This window comes from Arcobacter pernae, from assembly GCF_049472135.1.
Classification (GTDB): domain Bacteria; phylum Campylobacterota; class Campylobacteria; order Campylobacterales; family Arcobacteraceae; genus Arcobacter_B.
The window spans coordinates 19,212-46,112 of the sequence record NZ_JBMOVV010000012.1; the positions used below are offsets into that span (position 1 = coordinate 19,212).

The 26,901-nt window shown below is 25.6% G+C and carries 24 protein-coding genes; 19 read left to right on the forward strand and 5 right to left on the reverse strand.

The features are described from left to right. Window positions 1-56: 56 nt before the first annotated feature. Complete coding sequence (locus ACH5BF_RS12135) at window positions 57-944, reverse strand: LysR substrate-binding domain-containing protein (protein ID WP_423274510.1); 888 nt, start codon at window positions 942-944, stop codon at window positions 57-59. A 101-nt stretch (window positions 945-1,045) separates the two neighbouring features. On the opposite strand from ACH5BF_RS12135, the gene ACH5BF_RS12140 reads away from it, so the two are divergent. Next, window positions 1,046-2,050: a YeiH family protein gene (locus ACH5BF_RS12140; RefSeq protein WP_423274511.1), complete on the forward strand. Its 1,005-nt coding sequence runs from the start codon at window positions 1,046-1,048 to the stop codon at window positions 2,048-2,050. A 23-nt stretch (window positions 2,051-2,073) separates the two neighbouring features. Here the strand turns inward: ACH5BF_RS12140 and ACH5BF_RS12145 are convergent, their stop codons facing one another. Continuing rightward, on the reverse strand, window positions 2,074-2,352 hold the full coding sequence (locus tag ACH5BF_RS12145) for a hypothetical protein (RefSeq protein WP_423274512.1): 279 nt from the start codon (window positions 2,350-2,352) through the stop codon (window positions 2,074-2,076). 262 nt (window positions 2,353-2,614) lie between these two features. Between ACH5BF_RS12145 and ACH5BF_RS12150 the strand changes: the two genes are divergently transcribed. From ACH5BF_RS12150 to ACH5BF_RS12175, 6 genes are all read left to right on the forward strand, one after another. Continuing rightward, on the forward strand, window positions 2,615-5,149 hold the full coding sequence (locus ACH5BF_RS12150; protein WP_423274513.1) for an ABC transporter substrate-binding protein: 2,535 nt from the start codon (window positions 2,615-2,617) through the stop codon (window positions 5,147-5,149). Between the two features lie 37 nt (window positions 5,150-5,186). Beyond that, a complete protein-coding gene (bioA, locus tag ACH5BF_RS12155; RefSeq protein ID WP_423274514.1) occupies window positions 5,187-6,452 on the forward strand; it encodes an adenosylmethionine--8-amino-7-oxononanoate transaminase in 1,266 nt (421 codons plus the stop codon). 2 nt (window positions 6,453-6,454) lie between these two features. Beyond that, complete coding sequence (locus ACH5BF_RS12160; RefSeq protein WP_423274515.1) at window positions 6,455-7,111, forward strand: NUDIX hydrolase; 657 nt, start codon at window positions 6,455-6,457, stop codon at window positions 7,109-7,111. A gap of 68 nt (window positions 7,112-7,179) precedes the next feature. Then, window positions 7,180-7,965 (forward strand): tetratricopeptide repeat protein, encoded by a 786-nt coding sequence (locus tag ACH5BF_RS12165; RefSeq protein WP_423274516.1) that lies wholly within the window; start codon window positions 7,180-7,182, stop codon window positions 7,963-7,965. Window positions 7,966-7,971: 6 nt separating this feature from the next. Next, window positions 7,972-8,586 carry a fumarylacetoacetate hydrolase family protein gene (locus tag ACH5BF_RS12170; RefSeq protein ID WP_423274517.1) on the forward strand — a complete coding sequence of 205 codons (615 nt, stop codon included), beginning with the start codon at window positions 7,972-7,974 and terminating at the stop codon, window positions 8,584-8,586. A gap of 10 nt (window positions 8,587-8,596) precedes the next feature. After that, window positions 8,597-8,956: a methionine-R-sulfoxide reductase gene (locus tag ACH5BF_RS12175; RefSeq protein WP_423274518.1), complete on the forward strand. Its 360-nt coding sequence runs from the start codon at window positions 8,597-8,599 to the stop codon at window positions 8,954-8,956. 3 nt (window positions 8,957-8,959) lie between these two features. Here ACH5BF_RS12175 and ACH5BF_RS12180 read toward each other — a convergent pair whose 3' ends face one another. Beyond that, window positions 8,960-11,119 carry a putative bifunctional diguanylate cyclase/phosphodiesterase gene (locus ACH5BF_RS12180; RefSeq protein ID WP_423274519.1) on the reverse strand — a complete coding sequence of 720 codons (2,160 nt, stop codon included), beginning with the start codon at window positions 11,117-11,119 and terminating at the stop codon, window positions 8,960-8,962. Between the two features lie 169 nt (window positions 11,120-11,288). Between ACH5BF_RS12180 and msrA the strand changes: the two genes are divergently transcribed. Further along, complete coding sequence (msrA, locus tag ACH5BF_RS12185; protein WP_423274520.1) at window positions 11,289-11,774, forward strand: peptide-methionine (S)-S-oxide reductase MsrA; 486 nt, start codon at window positions 11,289-11,291, stop codon at window positions 11,772-11,774. On the opposite strand, the gene ACH5BF_RS12190 is transcribed toward msrA, so the two are convergent. Beyond that, a complete protein-coding gene (locus ACH5BF_RS12190) occupies window positions 11,771-12,109 on the reverse strand; it encodes a hypothetical protein (protein WP_423274521.1) in 339 nt (112 codons plus the stop codon). The genes msrA and ACH5BF_RS12190 overlap by 4 nt on opposite strands. A gap of 154 nt (window positions 12,110-12,263) precedes the next feature. Here ACH5BF_RS12190 and ACH5BF_RS12195 point away from each other — a divergent pair, with 154 nt between their 5' ends. Further along, on the forward strand, window positions 12,264-12,578 hold the full coding sequence (locus tag ACH5BF_RS12195) for an MTH1187 family thiamine-binding protein (protein ID WP_423274522.1): 315 nt from the start codon (window positions 12,264-12,266) through the stop codon (window positions 12,576-12,578). A 1-nt stretch (window position 12,579) separates the two neighbouring features. On the opposite strand, the gene rnhB is transcribed toward ACH5BF_RS12195, so the two are convergent. Next, window positions 12,580-13,152, reverse strand: a complete 573-nt coding sequence (gene rnhB / locus ACH5BF_RS12200) for a ribonuclease HII (RefSeq protein ID WP_423274523.1) — start codon at window positions 13,150-13,152, stop codon at window positions 12,580-12,582. Window positions 13,153-13,326: 174 nt separating this feature from the next. On the opposite strand from rnhB, the gene ACH5BF_RS12205 reads away from it, so the two are divergent. The 10 genes from ACH5BF_RS12205 to yidC all read left to right on the forward strand — a co-directional run bounded on the left by ACH5BF_RS12205 (window position 13,327) and on the right by yidC (window position 26,897). Then, window positions 13,327-15,441: an ATP-binding protein gene (locus ACH5BF_RS12205; protein ID WP_423274524.1), complete on the forward strand. Its 2,115-nt coding sequence runs from the start codon at window positions 13,327-13,329 to the stop codon at window positions 15,439-15,441. Window positions 15,442-15,482: 41 nt separating this feature from the next. After that, the gene (locus tag ACH5BF_RS12210; protein ID WP_423274525.1) at window positions 15,483-16,490 is read left to right on the forward strand and encodes a sensor histidine kinase; all 1,008 of its coding nucleotides are present in this window, start codon (window positions 15,483-15,485) and stop codon (window positions 16,488-16,490) included. Window positions 16,491-16,561: 71 nt separating this feature from the next. Beyond that, on the forward strand, window positions 16,562-17,671 hold the full coding sequence (locus tag ACH5BF_RS12215; RefSeq protein WP_423274526.1) for an ABC transporter substrate-binding protein: 1,110 nt from the start codon (window positions 16,562-16,564) through the stop codon (window positions 17,669-17,671). Continuing rightward, on the forward strand, window positions 17,668-19,821 hold the full coding sequence (locus ACH5BF_RS12220; RefSeq protein WP_423274528.1) for an ATP-binding protein: 2,154 nt from the start codon (window positions 17,668-17,670) through the stop codon (window positions 19,819-19,821). Before ACH5BF_RS12215 ends, ACH5BF_RS12220 begins: the two co-directional genes overlap by 4 nt. 63 nt (window positions 19,822-19,884) lie before the next feature. Further along, the gene (locus tag ACH5BF_RS12225) at window positions 19,885-22,461 is read left to right on the forward strand and encodes an ATP-dependent Clp protease ATP-binding subunit (protein ID WP_423274529.1); all 2,577 of its coding nucleotides are present in this window, start codon (window positions 19,885-19,887) and stop codon (window positions 22,459-22,461) included. Between the two features lie 68 nt (window positions 22,462-22,529). Then, the gene (locus ACH5BF_RS12230) at window positions 22,530-24,461 is read left to right on the forward strand and encodes a sensor histidine kinase (RefSeq protein WP_423274530.1); all 1,932 of its coding nucleotides are present in this window, start codon (window positions 22,530-22,532) and stop codon (window positions 24,459-24,461) included. Window positions 24,462-24,510: 49 nt separating this feature from the next. Beyond that, a complete protein-coding gene (rpmH, locus tag ACH5BF_RS12235; protein WP_130233902.1) occupies window positions 24,511-24,645 on the forward strand; it encodes a 50S ribosomal protein L34 in 135 nt (44 codons plus the stop codon). Further along, entirely contained in the window at window positions 24,633-24,968 is a 336-nt protein-coding gene (gene rnpA / locus ACH5BF_RS12240) for a ribonuclease P protein component (RefSeq protein ID WP_423274576.1), read from the forward strand. The genes rpmH and rnpA overlap by 13 nt, the downstream gene beginning before the upstream one ends. After that, window positions 24,965-25,312: a membrane protein insertion efficiency factor YidD gene (yidD, locus tag ACH5BF_RS12245; RefSeq protein ID WP_423274531.1), complete on the forward strand. Its 348-nt coding sequence runs from the start codon at window positions 24,965-24,967 to the stop codon at window positions 25,310-25,312. The genes rnpA and yidD overlap by 4 nt, the downstream gene beginning before the upstream one ends. Then, window positions 25,290-26,897, forward strand: coding sequence for a membrane protein insertase YidC (gene yidC / locus ACH5BF_RS12250; protein WP_423274532.1), 1,608 nt, complete (start codon window positions 25,290-25,292; stop codon window positions 26,895-26,897). Before yidD ends, yidC begins: the two co-directional genes overlap by 23 nt. Window positions 26,898-26,901 lie beyond the last annotated feature (4 nt).

Genomic DNA, 26,901 nt, shown 5'->3' on the forward strand with positions numbered 1-26,901 from the left:
TACTTAATAAATATGTATTTTTATGTTACCATTTTGTAACCGTAATTATTTTGTAATTAATGATCAAAGTTTTTATAAAAACACTCTTTTATGTAAGAACTAAACTCTAAAAATAGTTTGCTTTTATATTTATCTCTATGATATATCATAAATAGTTCTCTTTTGAAATCAATATTTTTCATTTCAAGTTCAAATAGTTTTCCTTCTTCAATCTCTTTTTGAATAGCAAGTTTTGAGATACAAGTTATACTATTTTTGTCGTGTAGTAGAATTTTGATTATTTCATCAAAGTTTGATATCTCCATGGCTATATTAATATTTGAGGCATCAGGAATTTTATTTAAAAATATTTCTCTAGTTGCTGAACCCTTTTCTCTTAATATCCAGTTCATTTCATAAAGCTCATCAATAAAGTAGTCTTTTTCTTTTAAACTCTCATTAGCAGTTACAACAATAAGTTCATCATTACTTAGCTTTTCTTTTATGATATGCGGGTCATTAAATTCATTTTCAATAAATCCTATGTCAATACTTGAATCAACGATAGATTGAATAATCTGTTTAGTATTACTTGAAAGTTTTGTGATTTGAACATTGTGTTTAGAAATAAAATCATATACATATAAAGATAAATCAATACAGTTAAAAGTTTTACTTGAAGCGATTTTTAGGTTTCCTTTTAGTTTTTCATTATTAAATAGCTCAGTGCTATATAATAGCTCTAAATATGGACTATATGAGTACTCTTTAAATAATCTTCCTCTTTCATTTAACACAAGCCTTTTCCCAACTCTATCAAATAGTTTTTCATCAAGTTTTTTTTCAAGAGAATTAAGACTTGAAGAAATTGCTGCTTGTGTCATATTTATTTGTTTTGCTAGATTTGATATATGAGAATCTTCACAAAGTTTAAAAAATATATCTAGCTCTTTTATTGTTATCAAATTAAATCCTATAAAATTTTTTTATAATTATAGCAAAATTAATTAATTTTACAAATTAAAAATAAACCTTTATAATTAGGTCAAGATTAAAAGGAGTTTTAATGCTTTATTTAAAAGATTTTGAATTTTATAAGGGAATGTTTTTTATTTTTCTATTTACATTAATTTGTTTTTTTATTTCTAAAATATCATTTTTAGAGAGTTTAGGTTTTTCTATTTTGATAATATCAATAATATTTGGAATGGTACTATCAAATATTTTTACTAAATACAATTTTATAGAATCTAAAAATAGCTTATTATTTAGTACTAAGCAACTACTTAGATTTGCTATTGTTCTTTATGGTTTTAGATTAACATTTCAAGATTTATATGATGTAGGGTTTGATGCATTTTTATATGCTTTGATTATATTAATAAGTACCTTTTTTATTTCATATATAATAGGCGTTAAGTTTTTAAGAATAGATAAACAAATTGCTATTTTAATTGGTGCTGGAAGTTCAATTTGTGGTGCAGCAGCTGTTTTAGCAACAGAAGCAGTTTTGAAAAATAAAGCTTATAAAACTAGTATTGCTATTTCTACTGTAGTTTTATTTGGAACAATCTCAATGTTTTTGTATCCTATGATTTATAATATGAATCTATTATCTTTAGATGAGTATAAAATGGCTATTTTTCTAGGTGGAACACTACATGAAGTAGCACATGTTGTAGGTGCTGCAAATAGTATCAATAGTGAATTAGTAGCAGATAATGCAGTAGTTACTAAAATGATTAGAGTTATGCTTTTAGCACCTTTTTTAATTTTTATTGCTTTAACTTTTGTAAATAAAAAGCAAGAGAAAGTAAAAGTTTTAATTCCTTGGTTTGCCATTTTATTTATAGTAGTTATTATGTTTAACTCTTTAAATCTTTTAAGTTCGGCTACAATTAATATAATTAATGAGATTGATTTATTTTTATTAGCTATGGCTATGTTTGCTTTGGGATATAATACTAAATTAAAAGAGATTATTGATGTTGGAATTAAACCTATTATATTGGCATTTATTCTATTTTTATGGCTTTTTATAGCAGGTTATTTAATAGTAGTTTTTTTATAAATTCATAGGTTAAACCTATGAATTTAGCAAAGAATACCTTCTTTGATTATATTTGATGTATTTTCAACAGCATATTGATGACCATTAATTGCATCTTCATAACTATTGTATCTTTTATTGTATACAGGCTCATGGTAAATTACTTTTCCATCTTCTTTTTTAAAAATCATTGTTTCATATACAAAAACATTGTTGTGTTGATTTAGCCAAGAGTGTCTTACGTGCATTTTAATTGTAGAAATAAAATATCTTTTATCCTCAACAGTTGCTATATGTTTAAGCTCTAAGTCTTGATGTTCCATTGAAAATACTCCTAATTTTTTGTTAATAGTATATTTAAATCGTATGATAAAAAAATGATATGTTATTTATATACTTAATAAATTTTTTTATTTATATTTTTTTGAAAAATTGATACTATTTCCCTAATTTAGGCAGATAAACTAAACATTATTTGTTATAATGCTTTCTTCAAGAAAAAAAGTTGGATTGTATATGTTTAAAAGAGTATTCTATTTTATTTTTATCTTTTTTATTTCTCAAAATATTCTGTTTTCCAAGGAATTGAAGAAAGTTACTATTCAGTTATCTTGGTTTGACCAATTCCAATTTGCTGGGTATTATATGGCAAAAAACAAAGGCTTTTACGAAGAAGCTGGTTTAGATGTGACCATAAAACCTTTTGAGTTTGGTTTAGATATTCCAAATGATGTTGCATCAGAAAAGTTTGATTTTGCTGTAGGTAGAGAAACTTTAATTCTTGATAAATCTAAAGGTGCAGATATTGTAGCTTTATATGCGCTTTTCCAATCAACGCCACTTATTTTAGTAAGTACCAAAGATTCTGGAATTCATAGTATTGAAGATTTTAAAAATAAAACTATAATGACTACTATTGATGATGCTAGTGAAGTATCATTGAAAGCTATGATTAGATCTAAAAATGTTAGACTTGAAGAGCTTAACTTTATAAAACATACTCATAATATAAATGACCTAATTAATAAAAATACAGATGTAATATCAGCATATATTTCAAAATCACCTTTTGAATTACAACAAAAAGGTATAGAATATAATGTATTTGATCCCAAAAAATTTGGATTTGATATGTACAGTGATTTGCTTTTTACTAGCAAATCTATGATTCAAAATGATTTAGATACTGTTATAGCTTTTAAAAATGCTTCTTTAAAAGGTTGGGAATATGCTTATTCTAATATAGAAGAGAGTGTTGAGTTGATTTTAGAGAAATACAACTCTCAAAAACTTTCAAGGGAAGAGCTTATTTATGAAGGTAAAGAGTTAAAGAAACTATCTTATTTTAATACTAAGAAATTAGGACATATCAAAAAAGAGAAACTACAAAGAATTTATGATTTATACAATATTATGGGATTAACAAAAAATGTAATAGATTTTGAAGATTTCATATATTTTGAAGATGATAAACTTTTATTAACTAAAACAGAAAAAGAATACTTAAAAAATAAAGAGTCAATCAAAACTTGTATTATTCAAAATGCTATGCCATATAGTGATTTTAAAAATAATCAGATTTTAGGTGCTACAGCAGATTTTATAAAAGTATTTGAAGAGAAAATAAAAATACCTTTTACATATATAAAAGCTCAAAATATTAATCACAGTTTAGAATTAATCAGAAGCAAAAAGTGTGATATTATACCAACTACACAACTTACGCAAGATAGAAAATCATTTATGAATTTTACAAACTCTTATGTGGATATTCCAACTGTTTTAATGACTAAAGATGATAAACCATTTATTGAGAATTTAGAGAGTCTAAAGAGTGTTAAAGTTGGTATTCCAGAAGGTTTTTCATTATATGAAACTTTAAAACCAAAATACCCTAATATTGATTTTATAAAAGTGCCTAATCTTAATGAAGGTTTAGAACTAGTAAATAATAATGAACTATACGGTGTAATTACTTCAATGGGTAGAGCATGGCATGTAATGCAAAAAGATTTACTATCTCAAATAAAAATTTCTGGTAAGATTGATGAAAAAATCAATTTAAGAGTTGGTGTAAAAAAAGATGATATTACTCTTTATGAAATAATGAGTAAGTTTGTAAATACTTTAGATGAAGAAAAAGTTGAAAAACTTAGTAATAAATGGGTTTATATTCAATATGAAAAAGAGTTTGATTACTCACTTTTATTTAAAATAGTTTTAGTTATTGCTATTTTAATTGCATTATTACTTTATAGACAAAATTTATTAAAAAAACTAAATGAAAAGCTTAATAAAAAAGTTGAAGAAAAAACTCAAGAACTGCAAAAAATAAATGAAACATTAGAGCAAAGAATTAAAGAAGAAGTAGAGGAAAATCTTAAAAAAGATAGACTTCTAGCAAGACAATCTAAAATGGCAGCGATGGGAGAGATGCTTGAAAATATTGCTCACCAATGGAGACAACCATTATCTGTAATTAGTACAGGTGCAAGTGGAATAAAAGTTAAAAAAGAAGTAAATGATTTAGATGATAAATTTTTCTTTGATACTCTTGATTGTATTATAAATTCATCTAATTATTTATCTCATACAATAGATGATTTTAGATATTTCTTTAAGCCTCAAGATGAAAAAGTTTTATTTGATATTGCTGATACTTTAGAGAAAACTATTAATTTATTAAACTCAAAATTTGAACAAGAGAAGATAAGTGTTATAAGAAGTCTTGAGAATGTGGAGATTCTAGGTCATGAGACAGAATTTATTCAAGTATTTATTAATATTTTAAATAATGCGAAAGACGCTTTAGTTTCAAATATTGAAGAAAATAGAGTAATTTTTGTTGAAGTTAAAAAAAGAAAAAATAAAACAGTAGTTAAAATTAGAGATAATGCAGGTGGAATTAAACCAAAAATTATGGATAAAATTTTTGAACCATACTTTACAACTAAGCATAACTCAACAGGTACGGGAATAGGGCTTTATATGTGTGATCAAATCATTTCTAAATATATGAATGGTTTAATTGATGTTACAAATAAAAAGTTTGAATATAAAAATCAGAAACATAAAGGTGCTGAATTTAGTGTAATATTATATGATGATAATTTGGATTAGGATATAATCAATTTAATATTAAATAATAGGATTTTTATTGAATTGGTTAGATATTGACAAAGAACATGTTTGGCATCCTTATAATTCATTGCCTTCAAGAACTAAATTACTTCCCGTTGAGAGAACAGATAAGACTTCAATCTTTTTATCAACTGGAGAAGAACTTATTGATGCTATGAGCTCTTGGTGGAGTGCTATTCATGGCTATAATCACCCACAATTAAATGAAGCTTTAAAAAAACAAGTTGAAATTATGCCCCATATAATGTTTGGTGGTTTAGCACATGAAAATGCAGCTGTTTTATCTAAAAAATTAGTAGATTTAACAGGTTTAAATAGTGTTTTTTTATGTGATAGTGGTTCTGTTTCTGTTGAAGTTGCTTTAAAAACAGCAATACAATATCAAGAAGCTAAAGGATTAAAAAAATATAAGTTTTTAGCTTTACAAAATGCATACCATGGTGATACTCTTGCTGCCATGAGTGTTTGTGACCCAGATAACTCTATGCATTCTATTTATGGCTCATACCTTCCAAAACATGTATTTACAAAAACTCCAAATATTGGTTTTGATGCAGATTGCAAAGAAGCAATTGAAGATTTAGAAAAAAACATGAAATTACACTATAAGGATTTAGCTGGATTTATTTTAGAACCAATTGTTCAAGGTGCAGGTGGAATGAGAATTTATAATCCCACATACCTAAAAAAAGCTAGAGAACTTTGTGATAAATATGATGTATTATTAATTGCTGATGAAATTGCAACAGGTTTTGGTCATACTGGTAAAATGTTCGCGTGTGAGTGGGCAGATATTAAGCCTGATATTATGACAATAGGAAAAGGTCTAACAGGTGGTTATATGACAATGGCTGCTATGTTAACTTCTAAAAAAGTATCAACTACAATAAGTGATTCAAAACTAGGTATTTTGATGCATGGACCAACATTTATGGCAAATCCTCTTGCATGTAGTGTTGCTATTGAGAGTTTGAATCTTTTAGAGCAAACAAATTGGGAAGAAAAGGTTTTAAATATACAAAATATTTTTTCTCAAGAATTAGAAAATGCTAAAGATATAGAGATTATTAAAAGCATTAGAAATATAGGTGCGATTGGTGTAATTGAATTAAAAGATGATTCCCATGCACAATTTATTCAAGATTATTGTGTTTCTAAAGGTGTTTGGATTAGACCTTTTGGAAAGTTGATTTATTCGATTGTAGCTTATACTATAAAAGAAGAAGATTTAAGAAAAATAGTTAAAACTATGATTGAAGCTATTAAGTCTATAAAGAGTTAGATATGAAAAAAGATGATTTAAAACAATTAGTTTCTAATATGCCTGAAACACCAGGTGTATTAGGAAGAGATAGATTTTTTAACTCAGCTGTATTAATTCCCCTTGTTAAGATTAAAGGTGAGTATCATTTATTATTTCAAAAAAGAGCAGCACACATTAGACAAGGTGGAGATATTTGTTTCCCTGGCGGAAAGTTTGAAGAAGGAATTGATGAAAACTTTGAACAAACTGCCTTAAGAGAAACATATGAAGAGTTAGGAATAGAGTCTAAAGATATAAAAATAATTGGGCAATTAGATTCTTATGTTGCTCCAATTGGTGCTGTTATTGAGTCTTTTGTTGCAATTGTTAAAAAAAGAGCTTTAAAAACAATGAATATTGATAAAAATGAAGTTGAAAAGACTTTATTGATTCCATTGAAATTCTTTAAAGAAACAGAAGCTTTAGAGTATACTTTATCACACGAGATACAACCTTTTAAAGTTAATGAAGATGGTGAAAAAGAGATACTTTTCCCTGTCGAAGAGTTAGGTTTGCCAGATACATATAAAAAGCCTTGGGGAAACAAAAGACATAAAATTTGGGTTTATAAATATGATGATGAGGTAATTTGGGGAATTACTTCAGTAATTATTAATGATTTACTAGAAAAATATTAATATCTATACTCTTCATTTAAATAATAGTATTTTTAGATAAAATACTTTTGTTTAAAATAGGAGTATAAATGAGAAACTTTTTTTTAGTATTGATATGTTTGTTTTTTTCGGCTTGTTCTTTAAAAAATGAAAAAGAGATTATTTTAAAAGCCAATGAAGAGAATAAAGAAATTAAAGAAGAAAAAAAAGTAGAAATTCCAAAAAAAGTTAAAGTTGTTATTTGTGAAGAGTTAGCATCTTTTGATGAAAAAGTTAATTGCCTAAGAAAGAAAGCTTTAAATAATGATTTTACTTCTATCAAAAAACTATCTAATATTTATCTACAAAAAAATGATTATAAAAATGCATTAGTCTATTTAGAAAAACTAGAAAAAAACAATGATTTTGATTCTTTAAAACATTTAGGATTAATTTATCATAATGGATTAGGTGTAAATAAAGATTATTCAAAAGCTTTTTTATACTTTTCAAAGTTTTCTTTAAACAAAGAAGATCCTTTAGTTTTAAGAGAATTAGCATACTACTATAAAAGAGGGATTGCTGTAGAGCAAAACTATGAAAAAGCATTTGAACTTTATAAAAAAAGTGCTTTATTAAATGATAGATTTAGTATGTCAGAATTGGGCTACTTTTATGCTAAAGGATATGCAGTTGAAAAAGATTATAAAGAAGCATTTTTATGGTTTGAAAAGTCTGCAAATTTAGGTAGTACTTACTCTATGTCTTGGTTAGGCTATTTATATGAGAATGGATTAGGAATAGAAAAAGATATAAAAAAATCAATTTTTTGGTATGAAAAATCAAATACAAAATACTCAAAACATAAGTTAAAAGATTTAAATAATAAAGGTTAAATATAAATGAATAGTATTATTTTACAAGAACAAAAAATATTTCCGTCAAAAGTTGTATGTATTGGTAGAAATTATACTGAGCATATTGCTGAATTAAATAATGATACACCTGATGAAATGGTTTTTTTTATTAAACCTAACTCAGCTATTTCAGATAGTTTAGTATTTCCAAAGGGGCATAATTCTTGTCACTATGAAGCTGAAATCTCTTTTTTAATTGAAGAAAATAAAATCTCAGCTGTTGCATTTGGATTAGATTTAACATTAAGAGAAGTACAGTCTAAACTAAAAGCAAAAGGTTTACCATGGGAGAGAGCAAAAGCTTTCGATAAATCAGCAGTATTTTCTGATTTTGTTAGTTTTGATGGGGATTTATCAAAATTAGAAATTGAGCTTTTAATAAATGATAATATAGTTCAAAAAGGTGGTGTTCCTTTGATGATAAATAAACCATTTGAGATTATTGATGAGTTTAAAACTTTTGCATCTTTTGAAGATGGAGATATTCTTATGACAGGTACTCCTAAAGGTGTAGGGGAATTTAAAATAGGTGATGTCTTCGAAGGCAAAATAGTTTATGATAATAAAGTAATTATTAGTAAAAAATTTATAGTTTCATAAGGATTTAAAAATGGCATATAATAACCTTACAGATGAAGAAAAAAGAGTAATAGAAAATAAAGGTACAGAATATCCTTTTTCTGGTAAATATAATGATTTTTATGAAGAAGGAGTTTTTACATGTAAGAAGTGTAATGCAGCTTTATATAAATCAGAAGATAAGTTTAGTTCAGGATGCGGATGGCCTAGTTTTGATGATGAAATACAAGGTGCGGTAAAAAGAGTACCTGATGCAGATGGTAGAAGAGTTGAAATTGTTTGTGCTTCATGTGGCGGACATTTAGGACATGTTTTTGAAGGTGAGGGTTTTACTCCTAAAAATACAAGACATTGTGTAAATTCAATATCATTAAATTTTGAGAAGAAATAAATATTAAAGGGTATATCTATTTTTGATATACTCTTCTAAATCATCTTTTTTTAGAGGTTTACTAAAATAGTAACCTTGATTTAAATCACATTTTAGTTTTGTTAAAAGTGATTTTTGCTCAATAGTTTCAATTCCTTCAGCAACTATTTTCATATCAAACTCTTTTGCTATTGAGATTATGGTTTTTATAAGTTTTTCACTACTTTTTTTATCTAAAATATCTTCAACAAAACTTTTATCAATCTTTAATTCATGGATAGGAAGCTTTTTTAATATGCTAAGTGATGAATACCCTGTTCCAAAATCATCTAAAGATATTTTTATTCCTTTGCTTTTAAGAATCTCTAATATTTCAATAACATGGTCTACATTCTCTATAAATAAGCTTTCTGTAATTTCTAATGTAAGTAAATTAGTATCAAAACCATTGTTTTTTATGGCAACAAATAGTTTTTCTAAAAACTCTTTTTCCATAAATTGTTTTGCAGAAATATTGATAGATAATCCTATTGGTAAATCTGTTTTGTTTTGAATCTCTTTTATTTCTTTTAAAGAAGTATTGATTATAAAGTCACCTAGAATATTTATCACACCAGTATCTTCTGCTGATTTTATAAATATTTCAGGGTTAACAAATCCAAGATTCTTATTATTCCATCTAACTAATGCTTCTACGGCATATAATCTATTTTGATTATCCATTTGAGGTTGATACATCATAAAGAATTCATCAGAGTTAATAGAGGCTTTTAATTCATTTTCTAATAGAGCTTTTTTTAGAAACTCACTTTTTATATCTTCTTCAAAAAAAGTGCAAGAGTTTTTTCTTTTTTTTGCATTATACATTGCCATATCGGCATTTATAATCATCTCTCTTAAATCAGTTTTTTTGTCTTTTGTTATAGCAATACCAATACTTACACTTGTGTTAATAGTATATTGATTTATATGAAACTGTTTTGAAATCAGTTCTAATAGTTTTTGTGCAAAAATATCAAGTTTTTCTTTTGAAGTCTCTTTTGTTATGATTAAAAATTCGTCTCCACTATATCTAATAAATTTATCAGTTTTACTATTTATTAAAGTCAAAACTCTGTTTGTAATCATTTTTAATAATTGGTCACCTACTAAATGCCCAAAGTTATCATTTACATTTTTGAAGTTATCTAAATCAAGAAAGATTAAAGAGTATTTATCATCTAAGTTTTTTATATTTTGTAGATAATATCTATTAAAAATACCTGTCAAATTATCATGTGTTGCTTGATAGAATAAAGCTTCTTGTTTTTTCTTCTCTTCTTTATGTATAAGTTTAAATAAATAGTAGATTACTCCTAATATAATCATAAATAAAACTGTTAAGAAAACTGCTTTTTCAATTAACTCTTTTTCTATTTTTTTAAAAGGCATTTGTGTTACAACCCAAAGTTTGTATTTATTTAGGTAAATACTTGAATGAAACACATTTCTTTTATCTTGCGTTTTTATTGTTACTGGAATTTCATTTTCCATTATATAATTAATACTTAAATCATATTTCTCTTGTGTTAGCTCAATACCTTTGTTTACAAGCTCAATAGGTATTTGTAAGTCGTAAATCTCTTTATTAAAAAAATCTTTTTTCTGAGCAAATTGGAAGTATCTATCTTCACTTCTAAATAAAAATGTATCATGCTTTTCATTTGATTTATGGTTATTTACAAAAAAGCCAAAGGCTTTTTGAATATCCAAAAATATTGTAATCTCATATGAGTAGTTATTTTCAATATTTATAGTTTTTGAAAGAGGTACTACTATTTTTTTATGCTCTTTATTATATATAGTTCTTTTTATAATAAGATTTGTATTTTTATTGATATTACTTTTTACAATAGTTATATGTGAAATTGCAGGATTGTTTTTTTTGATTTTATTTGAAAAAAGTTTTGCATTTAAACTTTTTTGTTTTAGATTAGTTGCTATTACATCTATTAGCATATCATATTGATTAAATAAAGATTTAAAACTATTAGCAGTAATAACAGTAATATTCTCTTGTTCTTGTTTATATTTTTCTATTGTTTGATTTGCAAGAGTAAAAATAATTGTTAATAAAATAGTAAAACCTATAAGTGTTATAAAAATAAAAAGTGCCCATAGATTCTTTTTTATTAATTGTGCCATATCAACCTTCTTTAGTTGGTAAATAATCTATTCAAATTAATTATATAAAATTTATATGTGATAATACATGTTATATTATAGTATTTAATGCTAAATATATAATTAAAAGCTTTTTATCAAGCCTTTAAAGCTATCATATTCTATAATTTTACTAAAAAAGGTTACTTATATGGCAATAAAAGACGCATATTTTGCAAGTGGTTGTTTTTGGGGTACAGAGTATTTTTTTGAAAACTTTAAAGGTGTTAAATCAGCTATATCAGGTTATATGGGTGGACATATGCCAAACCCTGATTATAGAAGTGTTTGTACAGGACAAACAGGTCACTTAGAAGTAGTAAAAGTACAATATGATTCTTCAGAGGTTACATTTAAAGAGCTAGCAATACAGTTTTTTGAAACACATGATTTTACTCAAACAAATGGACAAGGTCCAGATATAGGAAGTCAATATTTATCAGCAATTTTTTATAATGATGAAGAAGAAAAAACAATTAGTGAAGAGTTAATTGGTAAATTAACATCAAAGGGATTTCAAGTTGCTACAAGTTTATATGAAGTAGTTCATTTCTATGAAGCAGAAGAGTATCATCAAGACTATTATGAAAGACACCAGAAGGTGCCTTATTGTCACTTTTATAGAAAGATCTTTTAGTGAGTTCCTAATATGTAATAAATAGGTTTTTGATCTAATTGTTGAAGTTTTACATTGTACTTATTTGCCCAGTGTGAAACTTCTTCATGAAACTCTTCAAGAATCTCTTTTGCATCGTTTTCATCACATTTAATTTTTAAGTAATCAGTTTTATTTGATAGTCCAACATATGCATTCATTTTCTTTAAATGGTCATTTAAAGAAAAGATATGTTTTGAAAACTTATCAAAGTTGTTTGTAACAGACATCATTTTTTCAGCTTGCTTCATTGAAGCATCACTTTTTGAATATCCAAGTTGTGATAAAATCACTTCTGCAGATACATCTATTTGCATATTATTTCTCCTTTTATTAATATTTAATCATATCAAATATATTTTAAAATACAAGTAAAAAAGTATATAAAATATATACTTTCTAAAAAGAATTATTTAAATAAAAATAGATACAATTTATTGTTGATATATTAATTATTTAAAAGGCAATAGAATGTCAGTATTATTAGAAATGAGTATGTTTCCTACAGATCAAAGTGAAAGTAAAAGTGAATATGTATCTGAGGTAGTTAAAATTATTAAAAATTCAGGATACCCTTATCAGTTAACAGCAATGGCAACACTTATAGAAACAAATAAAATCTCAGAAGCTTTGCAAGTAGCTCAAAAATGTTATGAAAAACTTGAAGAATTAGGTTGCAATAGAGTTTATGCAACTTTAAAATTTGATATAAGACAAGGATATGAAAATAGATTAGAAACAAAAATCAAATCTATTGAAAATAGAATAGGTGAGGTTTCAAAATAGCCTAAAATAGGCTTTTTTGAACTCCTAACTTTTCTTCACCTAATGCTTTTAGTCTAAAAGTATATCTATGCTCTTCACTTCTTCCATACTCTTTAATTTTTTCTACATGAGCTTTTGTTCCATAACCTTTGTGTTTTTCAAAATCATAATTTGGATATTTAGAAGCTATTTCACACATATATCTATCTCTTGATACTTTAGCTAAAATTGAAGCTGCACTTACTTCTTTTATTGTTGCATCTGCTTTAATTTTATGTTGTAAAGTAGTTATTCCAAAAGATGTATTTCCATCCATTAAAAACTCACTTGCATTTTGTGATAATTTGTCCATTATCTCTAAAATTGACTCTTTTAGGCATGCACTTATACCTTTTTCATCAATCTCTTTTGCACTTTTTAAAACTATGTGATTATTACTATTTTTTATGATTTTATCAAATAATAACTCTCTTTTTTTCTCACTTAAAACTTTTGAATCATTTAAATCTTCTATTTCATTTATAAGTATTACACCAGCTACTGCTAAAGGCCCTGCGATAGGTCCTCTTCCTGCTTCATCAATTCCACATAACATTTTATATCCAATATTTTTTTCTGAATATATCTAAAAAAAAATTATACTTGAATAAATAATTTTAATGTGTTTTATAAATATTTATTTTATTTGTTTAAATTATAATAATTAGATTTTTTACTAAGTAAAAATATTATAATATACATCAAGAAAAATAAGATAGAAGGTTATATCTTGCCTAAAATTAAAAGCTTAAAAAAGAGTATTTTTACTATAGTGATTATTCTTAGTTTATTTTTTTCAAGTGTAATTCTATCAATTACAATTTTCTCATTTTTTAATTTCAAATACGAATATACACAACACTCACAAAAAGAGATTCTTACAAGTGTAAAATTTCAAATCAATGATTTTCTAAATAAAATTGAAAAATTAGCTTCTTATGTAAAACATAATGAAGTTAGTTTAGAATATATTTTAAATACTAATGATGAAATTTCAACCATACTAATTTTAGATTCAAATAAAAAAGTTAAAAAAATATATTCAAAAACTGATATACATTTGGTTTTTTTAGACAAAATAGAAAACAATACAATAAAACTTACTAAGAATAACTGGTCAGACTTAATATACTTTTCTTTTAAAAAAGAACCTTCTATTGCATATAGTTTTAACATAAAAAACGAAACTTTTGTTTTTTTAATATCTTTAAAAAAAATCTCTGCTCTTACTAAAAACTTTAAAAATAGTGATTCAAGTTCAATGATAAGACTGTTTGATTCAAATGGTAAGTTTATAATAAATGATGATTTACCTAAAGAAAAAACAATTGAATTTGATGCTTCAACTAATGAGTATTTTACCAAATTGATAAACATACAAAAGGAGTTTATCTTAACAAAGTTTAATAATATTTGTCTTGGTTCTATTGATTATGGTATGTATACAACTATTGAAAAAACAAATTGGAAACTTGTTTTAAGGGAGAATATTAATCTTTTAGAAAGTTATATTATGAAAGTTGTTATTCCTTTTTGTAGTATCATTTTTCTATTTGTAGTGTTTATGTTTTTTATAATAAACAAATATTTAAAAAGAGTTTTTATTAAATTAAATAGGTTTAAAAAGCAATTTAGAAATATATCAAATGGCGAATATCAAACAAGTGTTGATTATACAGATTTTCATGAACTAAATAGTTTTATTAAATCATTTGATAAAATGAGATTGGAAATAAATAAAAGAGAGAATTTTTTAAAGCAAAATCTTGAAAATTTCAAAAAACTTGTTGATTCAACTATGGAAGGAATTATTATTCACAATAAAGACAAATGTCTAATTGTAAATGAATCAGCAGTTAAGATACTTGGATATAAAGATAAATTAGATTTACAAAATAAAAAAGTTTTCGAAATTGTCCCTACAAAATATAAAAAGCTATTAAATGAGTGTTTTAATAAAGGTTTAGATATTGAAAATGCAAAAGAGTTTAAACTTTTAAAAAAAGATAATTCAAGCATATATGTTCTTGCAAAAGATCAAGGAATTACTTTAGAAAATGAAAGTTTAAGAATTTCTCTTTTTTTAGATATTACAAATTTAAAAGAACAAAATAGATTAATTATGGAACAATCAAAGCTCTCTTCAATCGCTCAAATGTTAACAAATATTGCCCACCATTGGAGACAGCCTTTATCTACAATTAGTGTTTTATCTTCAGGTATGAAACTTGAAAAAGAGTTAAATGTATTAAAAGATGAAGAGTTACTTTTAGGTTTAGATAAAATAAATAAAACAACAAAAGAATTATCATCAATAATTGATAGGTGTTCTAGATATTTTGAACTCTCAAAAAGTTCAGAAAACTTTGATTTGATAAAAAGTTTAAATGCTTCATTTGTATTTATAGAACCAATACTTTTAAAAAATGAAATAACTTTAATTCAAAAACATCAAGAAAAAGAGGTATTTATAGAAGGCTATTCAAATGAACTTTCCCAAGTAGTTTTTAACTTATTGGATAATTCAATTGATGCAATCATAAACTCAAAAGTTGAAGATAAATATATTTTAATTGAGACGAAATTACATAAAAATAAAGTTATATTAAAAATAAATGATTCAGGCTTAGGAATTAAAAAAACAGAAATTGATAAAATATTCGAACCTTATTTTACTACGAAAGAAAAGAAAATAGGTGCTGGTATAGGACTTTATATGGCACACTATATAATAACTAAACATATGAAAGCAAATATCAAAGTTTCTAACAATACATTTACTATAAATAATAAAAGACTTTATGGTTTAGAAGTGGTAATGGAGTTTAAAACAGTAAAAAATTAGTATAAAAAGTATATAATTTATTGTTTTTTTAAAGGATAAAAATGATAGATAATCTTAATGCTAAAAAAGAGTTTTTAATCTCAACCCTTGTTATCATTTCATTATGGTTAATATTCTCTTCATTTGATGCTTTTGAAAGTTTGATAGCTTATCTTGAAACTCATGAAGAGTATGAATTAGATGAACTTTTATTACTTCTTATTATCTCAGGTGTTATCTCTACTATATTTGCAATTAGACGAATATTTGAAGCAAACAGAATCAATAAACAATTATTAGAACTAAATAAAGACTTAGAAAAAAAAGTTCTTAATGCTTTAAAAGAAAAAGAAGAACAACAACAATTACTATTACAACAATCAAAATTAGCTGCTATGGGTGAAATGATAGGAAATATTGCCCATCAGTGGAGACAACCTTTAAATGCTTTAGGTTTAGTTATGCAAAATATAAAAGTTTCATATGAAATGAATGAATTAGATGATGCTTTTATGGAGCGTTCTGTACAAAAAGTAAATCTTTTAACTTCTGAAATGTCAAATACTATAGATGATTTTAGAAATTTTTTTAAACCAAATAAAGACAAGCAAATTTTTAGTTTAGATACAGCTATTAATAAGTCTTTATCTTTAATTGAAGCTACATTTAAACATCATGAAATAACTATTGTAAAAAATATTAATAAAAATATTTATACTAAAGGTTTCCCAAATGAGTTTAATCATTCTTTACTAAATATACTAAATAATGCGAAAGATGCCTTTGAGCAAACAAAAATAGAAGAAAAAATTATAAAAGTAGATGTTTTTAAAGAAGGTGATTTTTCTATTGTAAAAATAGAAGATAATGCGGGTGGAATTAGTAAAAAATTCCAAGATAAAATCTTTGAACCTTATTTTACTACAAAAGAAGAGGGTAAAGGAACTGGTATAGGTCTTTATATGTCAAAAATTATAATAGAGCATAATACTGATGGCAAACTAATTTATAAAGATTTAGGAGAGGGTAGTTCTTTTATTATAAAACTACCTTTGCATGAAAATAAATAATCAAAAGTAAGTATAGTAGATAATCAGTATAAAAACTATATAATATTCTATTTATTTCACAAGGGCTATATATGCAAAATATATCAAGGTTTCTGATAGCTTTTTTTCTGTTTATAATACTAGTAATATATTACTTTTATAAAACAAATCAAAGTGAAACAGTTAAAATAGGGTTTGTAGGAGCATTGACTTCTAAGTACTCTGTTTTAGGTAATGCAATGATGAATGGCGTACTTCTTGCCTTTGATGAGATTGATTATAAAATTAATAATAAAAATATTGAAATTATTTTTAAAGACGATAAAAAAAATCCCCAACTAAATAAGCAAATAGTTAATGAATTTATTGAAAATGATATAAAAATAGTAATAGGTAATGTAACTAGTACGATGTCAAAAGTATCTATGTCTATTATAAATAATCATAAAGATATGTTTATGATATCAGCTGCTTCTGCTAGTAATGAATTTACAGGTAAAGACGACCAGTTTTTCAGGGTTCATGTGGCAAATAATCCTTTAAGATTTGATTCTTTCTCTTCATATATTTTACAAAATCAGTATAATAAAGTTTATGGTTTATATGACCCTGATAATGAGACTTATACAAAAGACTATTTAATTAATTTTGAAAAAAGTTTTGTAAATAAAGGTGGTGAAAAGCTTTTAAGTTTTGAAAGTACTGATATAAACTTAGAGCAACTAGTAAAAAATATTACAACTTCAAATCCAGACTTGATTTTAATGTGTGCAAACTCTGTTGATTCAGCTAGGGTTATTCAATACTTAAGGCTTAAAGGTATTAAGACTAAAATTGCATTAGCAGAATGGGCTATGACAAAGTCATTTTTAGAAAATGCAGGAAAATCTTCTGAAGGGGTTATTTTTAACATTGATTTTGATCCAAGATCTAATAATCCTAAATATAAAAATTTTGTAAAAAACTATAGACATAAATATAATCAAGAACCTTCAATGTACGCAGCTAAAGCTTATGAATTAGCTCAAATAATAATCGAAATGCTAAAAAAAGGTGATGATACTCAAATCAAAGAAAATTTACTAAAGCAAAAAAGTTTTGATGGTTTAATCGATACTATAGTATTTGATGATTTTGGTGATGTAGTTAGGCGTTATTATACATTTGAAGTAAAAAATGGTGAGTTTGTAAAAATAAAATGATTAAAGAAAAAAGTCTAAAAAAAGAGATTTCACAATTATACATAGTTATTTGTGTTTCAATTATTATTGTTATGGGTGTATTTTCTGCATTTAATCTTTATAAAAATAGATTAAATAGTATAGATCACAGTCAAGAACAAGTTTTAACACAAGTAGAGTATGAGATAAACAATTTTATAAATAATACTATTAAAGTAGAGAACTATTTGAAAAAGAACTATTTTACTAATAGTAGTATTATCAATAATATTGTGGAAATTGATAGAAATATTTCAAGTGTTTTAGTATTAAGTAAAGATGGAATCATAGAAAATTTTGCAGCCATACAAAACTTGAATATATATAAAGGCTTTGACTATTCTAATAAAAGATATTTTAAAGAAATACGAAATGAAAATGATACTTTTTGGTCAAGTGTTTTTTTATCAAGTGTTGATGAAGAACCTTCAATCTCTTACAGTTTTATGCATAAAGAAAAAGTTTTTGTTTTTTTAATCAAGTTTACTGATGTTTCAAATTTTATTAAAAGGTTTAAAAATATTGATAAATCTCATATGATTAGAGTTTTTGATAATGATGGAACAATTATTATTAACCCTGATGCAAATGATATGGTATTACAAAGATTTAATGCTAGCTATTCAGGTGTTTATGAAAGTTTAATCAATAAAGTTGAACCCTATGAACAAGTTACTTTTAATCCAATAAAAGGCAATAAAACTCAATATGGAACATATGTAAATATTAAAAAGACAAATTGGAAAGTTGTTGTAAGAGAAGATTACACAAAAGTGATTGATCTTTTAATGAGTACTTTGTATCTCTCTTTTTTATCTATAATAGTCTTTTCATTTCTTTCAATTTACATATCACTAAAATTCTCAAAAAAGATTTTTAGTGTATTTGATAAACTACAAGATACAACTAGACAAATAGCAAATGGTAACTACAGTATAAATCTTGAAAAAAGTAACTATTTGGAGTTTAATAAACTTATAAGCAGTTTTAATAAAATGAAAAAAGAAGTTGATAAAAGAGAAGAGTATTTAGAAGAGTCTTTAGATAGTTTTAAATCTCTTTTTAATTCAACTTTAGAATCTATTGTTTTAACTAAAGATGCAAAGATTATTGATGTTAATGATGTTACTATTGAATTACTAGGAGCAAAAGATAAAAATGATTTTGTAGGTAAAAGTATGATGGATTTTATTTCTCCTGAATATAGGAATTTAGTAAAGAAAAATCTTCAAAAAGATACAGAACCTTATGAGGTTGAACTTATTAAATTAAATAAAGAAAAGATAAATGTATTTGTTCAAGGTAAACTTTTAAACTTTTTAGGTGAAACAGTAAGATTAACAGCTGTTATTGATATTACTGATGTAAAACAAAAAGATAGATTGCTATTCCAACAATCTAAAATGGCATCAATGGGTGAAATGATAGGAAATATTGCTCATCAATGGAGACAACCTTTAAGTGTAATTACAACTTGTGCAAGTGGAATTAGACTTGAAAAAGAGTTAGACTCTTTAACTGATGAAAGGTTAAATGTTAGTATTGAAAACATAATAGAAAACTGTAAATATTTATCTAAAACAATTGATGATTTTAGAAACTTCTTTAAAAAAGATAGAGTACTTGAAGAGTTTGATTTAAATGAATATATAAATAAAGTTTTAAAATTAGTTGGTTCAAGCTTAAAAAACAATGAAATTGATGTTGATTTAAATTTTGAAAAAGACTTATATTTAAAAGGTGTTCCAAGTGAATTTATGCAAGTTATAATAAATTTAATTAACAACTCTAAAGATGCATTTGTTTTAAATAATATTGAAATTAGAAATTTAAAAATTACTACTAAAATAGAAAATAAAAATATCAAAATAGAGATTATTGATAATGCAGGAGGAATTAGCGAATCAATAATTGACAAAATCTTTGAGCCTTATTTTACTACTAAACATAAATCAAAAGGTACAGGTATTGGTCTATATATGTCTCATCAAATTATTACAGAGCATTTTAAAGGTTCGATAAATGTTAAGAATAATGAAACTTTAATCAATGAAAAAGTATATCCTGGTACTAACTTTACTATATTAATTCCAACAGAAATAGAGAATCAAATTTTAGACTATACAATTTAACTTGACAAATATACACTCAAGTGCTATAATTTTGTTAGCAGTTAAATTAAAGGAGTGCTAAATATGAATAAATTATTTGAAAAACTAACAAATCAAATGCATGAGGCTATTGACTCTTCAGTAGCATTGGCTTTACATAATAAGAATCAAGAAATTGAAGTAATACATTTTGTTTGGGCATTATTAACAAATACAAATTCAGTATTAAATCAATTATTAGATAAAATGAATATAGACAAAGCAGCAATTGAACTTGAAGCAAAATCATATGCTTCAAAACTTCCAGCTGTTTCAAGTGTGACAAAAGAGAATATTAAACTATCAAGAAATTTTATATCAAGTATTGAAAATGCAGAAGGCTTAATGGTAAAAAACGGTGATAAGTTTATAGCTGTTGATACTTGGCTTATTTCTAATTTTGAATCACAAGTGTTAAAAGATGTATTAGGAAAATATATAAACTTACTAGATGCAAAAAAGCAATTAGAAGCTATGAGAGCAGGTAGTACAATAGATAGTGCTACAAGTGATGAAAATCTTGAGGCTTTAGAAAAATATGGAATTGACTTAAATAAAAAAGCTATTGATGGAGAACTTGATCCTGTAATTGGTAGAGATGAGCAAATTAATAGAATGATGCAAATTCTAATTAGAAAAACTAAAAATAATCCTATTTTATTAGGAGAGCCAGGAACTGGTAAAACTGCGATAGCAGAAGGTTTAGCTCAAAGAATAGTAAATAAAGATGTTCCAACTTCATTGCAGAATAAAAAAGTAGTAACTTTAGATATGAGTGCTTTAATAGCAGGAGCAAAATATAGAGGTGAGTTTGAAGATAGATTAAAAAAAGTAGTTGATGAGGTTAAAAAAGCAGGAAATATTATTCTGTTTATTGATGAAATTCATACAATTATTGGAGCAGGTGCTAGTGAAGGTAGTATGGATGCTGCAAATATTTTAAAACCTAGTTTAGCAAGGGGTGAACTTCATACAATAGGTGCAACTACACTTAAAGAGTATAGAAAGTATTTTGAAAAAGATGCAGCTATGCAAAGAAGATTTCAACCTGTAAATGTAAATGAACCAAGTGTAAATGAAGCTTTACAGATTTTAAGAGGTATAAAAGAGAAATTAGAAACACACCATAATGTAGTAATTAATGATAGTGCTTTAGTTAGTGCTGCTAAGTTATCTAATCGATATATTACAGATAGATTTTTACCTGATAAAGCTATTGACCTTATTGATGAAGCAGCAGCTGAACTTAAAATGCAAATTGAAAGTGAGCCAATTGCTCTATCTAAAATAAAAAGAGAGATTCAAACAATAAATGTTGAAAAAGAAGCTCTTAAGATGGAAAAATCAAAGAAAAATGAGCAAAGATTAGAAGAGATTGAAAAAGAACTTGCAAATCTAAATGAAGAGAAACAGAGTTTAGAAGTAAGATTTGAGAATGAAAAACAGACTTTTAATGCAACAAGTGAATTAAAAACAAAAATTGATCAGTTAAAAACAAAAGCACAAATTGCAAAAAGAGAATCTAATTTTGAGCAAGCTGCCTCAATTGAGTATGGTGAAATTCCAACATTAGAAGCAAAAATAAAAGAGAATGAAGAAAAATGGCAAAGAATGCAAGAAGAAGGAACTCTTCTTCGAAATTCTGTTGATGAAGAAGCAATTGCTAGTATAGTGTCTAGATGGACAGGAATACCTGTAAATAAAATGCTTGATAGTGAAAAGCAAAAAGTTTTAAAAGTTGAATCGGTTTTAAAAGAAGATGTAATTGGACAAGATGAGGCATTAAAAGCTATTTCAAGAGCTATAAAAAGAAATAAAGCAGGATTAAGTGAAGAATCAAGACCAATAGGCTCTTTTATGTTCTTAGGACCAACTGGTGTTGGTAAAACTGAATCGGCAAAAACTTTAGCTAGATTTTTATTTGATGATGAAAAATCACTTATTAGATTTGATATGAGTGAATATATGGAAAAGCATGCAGTCTCTAGACTTATAGGTGCAGCTCCTGGATATGTTGGGTATGAAGAGGGTGGTCAATTAACTGAAGCTGTTAGAAGAAAACCTTATAGTGTAATACTTTTTGATGAGATTGAAAAAGCACATCCAGATGTATTTAATATTTTATTACAAGTGTTAGATGATGGTAGATTAACAGATAATAAAGGTGTTACAGTTGATTTTAAAAATACAATAATAATTCTAACATCAAATATTGGAAGTTCTAAAATAATTGAAATAAGTGATAAAGATAATAGAAAAAAAGAAGTTTTAGATGAGTTGAAATCTCACTTTAGACCAGAGTTTTTAAATAGATTAGATGACATTGTTATTTTTGAACAATTAAATTTAGAAGCAATTACAAATATTGTAGATATTTTATTTGAAGCTATTAGAAAAAAAGTTGAACAAAAAGAGATAGAAATAATTTTAACACAAAAAGCAAAAGAGTTTATTGCAAAGGTAGGCTTTGACCCTGTATATGGTGCTAGACCTTTAAAAAGAGCAATTTATGAAATTGTTGAGGATAGATTGGCAGATTTAATCTTAGAAGATAAAATAACAGAAGGTTCTGTAGTTACATTTGATATTCAAGATGATGAAATCAAAGTTGATATTAAATAATTAAAATATTATAACAGTATTTATAACTCTTTTTTGCTATAATTTAAAAAAGCAAAAAGAGTTATATTATGTTAAAAGCTGAAAAAGATATTGTAAATTTAATAAAATTTTTACCTGTTGTATTAATAATCCTTTTCTCTTTTTTAATTACAATCTTTTTATATAGTGAAAATCAAAATAGATTTGAAACTGAACTTAAAGATCTTGAAGATAAATATATTAAAATAAACAAAGATGAAATAGAATTTCAAGTTAAAAAAGTAATTGAAACTATTTTATATGAAAAAGAACTCTCATTTAACAGACTTAAAAAAGACATAAAAGTACAAGTTGATAATGCTTATAATATAGCCTTATCAATTTATAAAAATAATCAAGATAAATCAGAAGAAGAAATAAAAAAACTTATAAAAGACTCCTTGCGTGATGTAAGATTCAACGATAGTAGAGGATATTTATTTATTTATGAAATGAATGGAGTAAATATCTTACATCCACTGAAAAGTGAACTTGAAAATAAAAGTTTATGGAACTATCAAGATAAAAAAGGAACTTTTTTACTTCAAGAAATGAATAAAATTTTAAGAACACAAGATTCTACTTATTATAGTTGGTATTGGAATAAACCTAATGACTTAAATAAAGAGTACAAAAAGTTAGGTTACTTTAAAAAGTTTGAACCTTTTAATTGGTTTATAGGAACAGGTGAATATATAATTGATGCGCAAGAACAATTAAAAGAAGATGTTGCAGAATCAATAAGAAATTTACGATATAAAAAAAATGGGTACTTTTTTGCTTTAACTTATAGTGGAGATTATATAAGTTACTATTTAAAAGATTTTATTGGCAAAAATATAAAAGATTTAAGTATCTCAAAAAATGATGAAGAAACACAAAAGAGAATGATTGAATTAGCAAAAGCTAATGGTGGATTTATATCTTATGTGCATAATCAAAAACCTAATGGTTCTTTAGATGTATCAAAGATAAGTTATGTTGCTGGACTTAAAAACTGGGAATGGATTATTGGTACAGGTTTTTATATGGATGATTTACATGAGCAAATCAATGAAAAAAAAGAGTTATTAAAAAAGGCTAATAATAAATCACTAATTAAACTATTAGTAGTAAGCTTTTTTATAACTTTAATTTTACTGGTTATATTTATTTATATTTCATCTATTCTTGAAAATAAGTTTGAATCATATAAAGTTGAGATAAAAAGAAAAATAGATGAAAATATAAAAAAAGATAATATACTAGCCCATCAATCAAAAATGGCAGCTATGGGTGAAATGCTTGGTAATATTGCTCATCAATGGAGACAGCCACTTTCAACTATCTCTACAATGGTAACAGGATTAAAGGTAAAAAAAGAGTTAGGACAAGAGGATTTAGAGTTAGAAAGAACTTCATATGATAAAATAAACAATCAAATTCAATATTTGTCTAGAACTATTGATGATTTTAGAGATTTTTTTAAACCACAAAAAGATTATGAAGAGTTTAATATTAAAAGAACTTTTGAAAAAACATTTGATTTAGTTGATGCACAATTGACAAGTAAATATGTAAATGTTATAAAAGATATTGATGAAGTAAGAATAAATAGTTTAGAAAATGAGCTAATACAGGTATTTATAAATATTATCAACAATGCTCGTGATGAACTTTTAAAATTAAATACAAAGCGTTATATAAAAATTGATTGTAAAAAGAAAAAAGATTTTGTAGAAATTAAATTTTATGATAACGCAGGTGGAATTGAAAGTGAAATCCTAGATAGGATTTTTGAACCATATTTTACAACAAAAGCCGAAGAACAGGGAACAGGAATAGGACTTTTTATGTGTGAAGAAATTATAGTAAAACATTTAAATGGTAAAATAACAGTTGAAAATGACGAGTTTTATATTGATGATATTAAGTATAAAGGGGCAAAATTTACTATTATTTTACCCTTAAACAATAATAAAACTAATGAAGATTTAAGTTAGGTTTAACTATAATCCGCAACTTAATTAGTGAATGTAGAGGAAAACTAACATGAAAAGAACATATCAACCACACAATACTCCTAGAAAGAGAACACATGGTTTTAGAGTTAGAATGTCGACTAAAAACGGTAGAAGAGTTATCAAAGCTAGAAGAGCTAAAGGTAGAAAAAGATTAGCTGTTTAAGCAAACAACATCGACTGAATAGTCAAAGAGATTTTAACAAACTATATAAAAGCGGCAAAAAGTGGCATACAAGCTCTTTTGTCGCTTTTTTTAGTTCTGACACAGAATTAAAAGCTGCTTTTGTTACTTCAAAGAAAGTAGGCAATGCGGTTTTAAGAAATAAGGCTAGACGAAGATTAAGAGCTTTATTTGCTTCATATGAAAATCAAATTCAAACTGGTAAATATATTTTTGTAGCTAAAAATAGCATAAGTGAAAATGATTATCTAAAGTTGAAAAAAGATTTTGATTTTGCTTTTAAAAGATTAAACCTTTTTAAATGAAAATAATTTTTAAATTTTTTATTAGAATCTATCAAAGATATTTAAGTGTAATTTCTTTTGGTTCATGTAGATATTACCCAACATGTTCACAATATGCACTATGGCAACTTGATAACAATACATTTTTTAAGGCTATTTATTTTACAATTACACGCGTATTAAAATGTAATCAGCTTTTTGATGGAGGATTTGATTATCCCATTATTTCAAAAAATAGAATTCAAAAAGTGGATTATGAAAAAATTAAAGTCATTTATTGGTTGATTCCTACAAATGACAATAAATTTATTGTAGTTAAAAATCGGGAGTGGAAAAGTACGAATGAACAACATGAATCAAAATAACGGTATGCAAAAACGAATGTTAATAATGACATTAGTCGTTTTTGTATTTTTTATCGCATATGAGTTTTTAGTGTTAAAGCCTCAAAAAGAGGCAAAAGCTGAACAAGCTAAACAAGAGCAAGTTTCACAAGCAAAATCAACACCAGTTGAAGGTATGCAAGAAACTGATGTAACAGGTAATCCTGTTGATATGACTAAATCTGTAGCTTCTTTATCATCTAAAGCAATTGCTACTCAAGATATTATTTCAGTTATTAAAACTGCAAAAAATATTATTGAAATTGATAGTAAAGGTAGAATTGCTCAAGTAACTCTATTAGATACTATTTATAAAGACGAAGAAGAACATCAAATTAAGCTATTTGAATCTGAGCAATTAAGACCATTAGAAGTAAGATTTGCCGATACAAATATTAATGCAAAAGCATTTAAAGTAAATGCAATTGCTAATAAAAAAGATGTTGATGCTAAAAATCAAAAGCAAGAATTAATTATTACGCAAGACTTAGGTGAAACAGTTTTAACAAAGAAATTTACTTTCTATCCAAATGGACACTATGATTTAACTACAACAACTACAAATGACAAGAAGTTCTTTATTACTAATGGATTTAGACCAAATGTATTAGCAGATATGTATGCTGACCATGGTGCAATGGCTAAATTAAATGATGGAACTTTAACAATTATTGAAGATGGTGATTTAGAAAAAAATCAAAATATTACTGGTGCTAAATTTGTATCTAACTTTGATAGATACTATGCAACTGTAATTTACAATTTTGATAAGTCTTTAGCATTAACATTTATGCCAGATAATGAAGGTAATCCTCAAGGATTTATTCATGGTGGAAGTTCTATTTCTTTTTCTGGTTATGCAGGACCTAAAAACTTTAAAGATTTACAAGCTTTAAATCCAGAATTAACTGATGTAATTGAGTATGGATGGTTTACATTTATTGCAAAACCTATGTTTATTTTACTTCAATTTATTCAATCTTATGTTGGAAACTGGGGTTGGACTATTGTTATTTTAACAATTTTAGTTAAGTTAGTTTTATATCCTTTATCATATAAAGGTATGGTTTCTATGAATACGCTAAAAGAATTAGCTCCAAAAATGAAAGAAATCCAAAATAAATATAAAGATGACAAGCAAAAACAGTCTATGCATATGATGGAATTATATAAGAAACATGGTGCTAACCCAATGGGTGGATGTTTACCATTAATCTTACAAATTCCAGTATTCTTTGCTATCTATAGAGTTTTATTAAATGCAATTGAATTAAAAGGTGCAGAGTGGATTTTCTGGGTACAAGATTTAGCAGAGATGGATCCATATTTTGTATTACCAATTTTAATGGGTGCTTCAATGTACATCCAACAAAGAATTACACCAAATACAATGCAAGATGAGATGCAAAAGAAGATTTTCCAAATGTTACCAATCGTGTTTACATTCTTCTTCTTATGGTTCCCAGCAGGTTTAACTCTATACTGGTTTGTAAATAACGTATTTACAATTGCTCAACAATACTATATTAATAAACTGTTTGAGAAAAAAAGAGCTGCAAAAAAATAGGGAC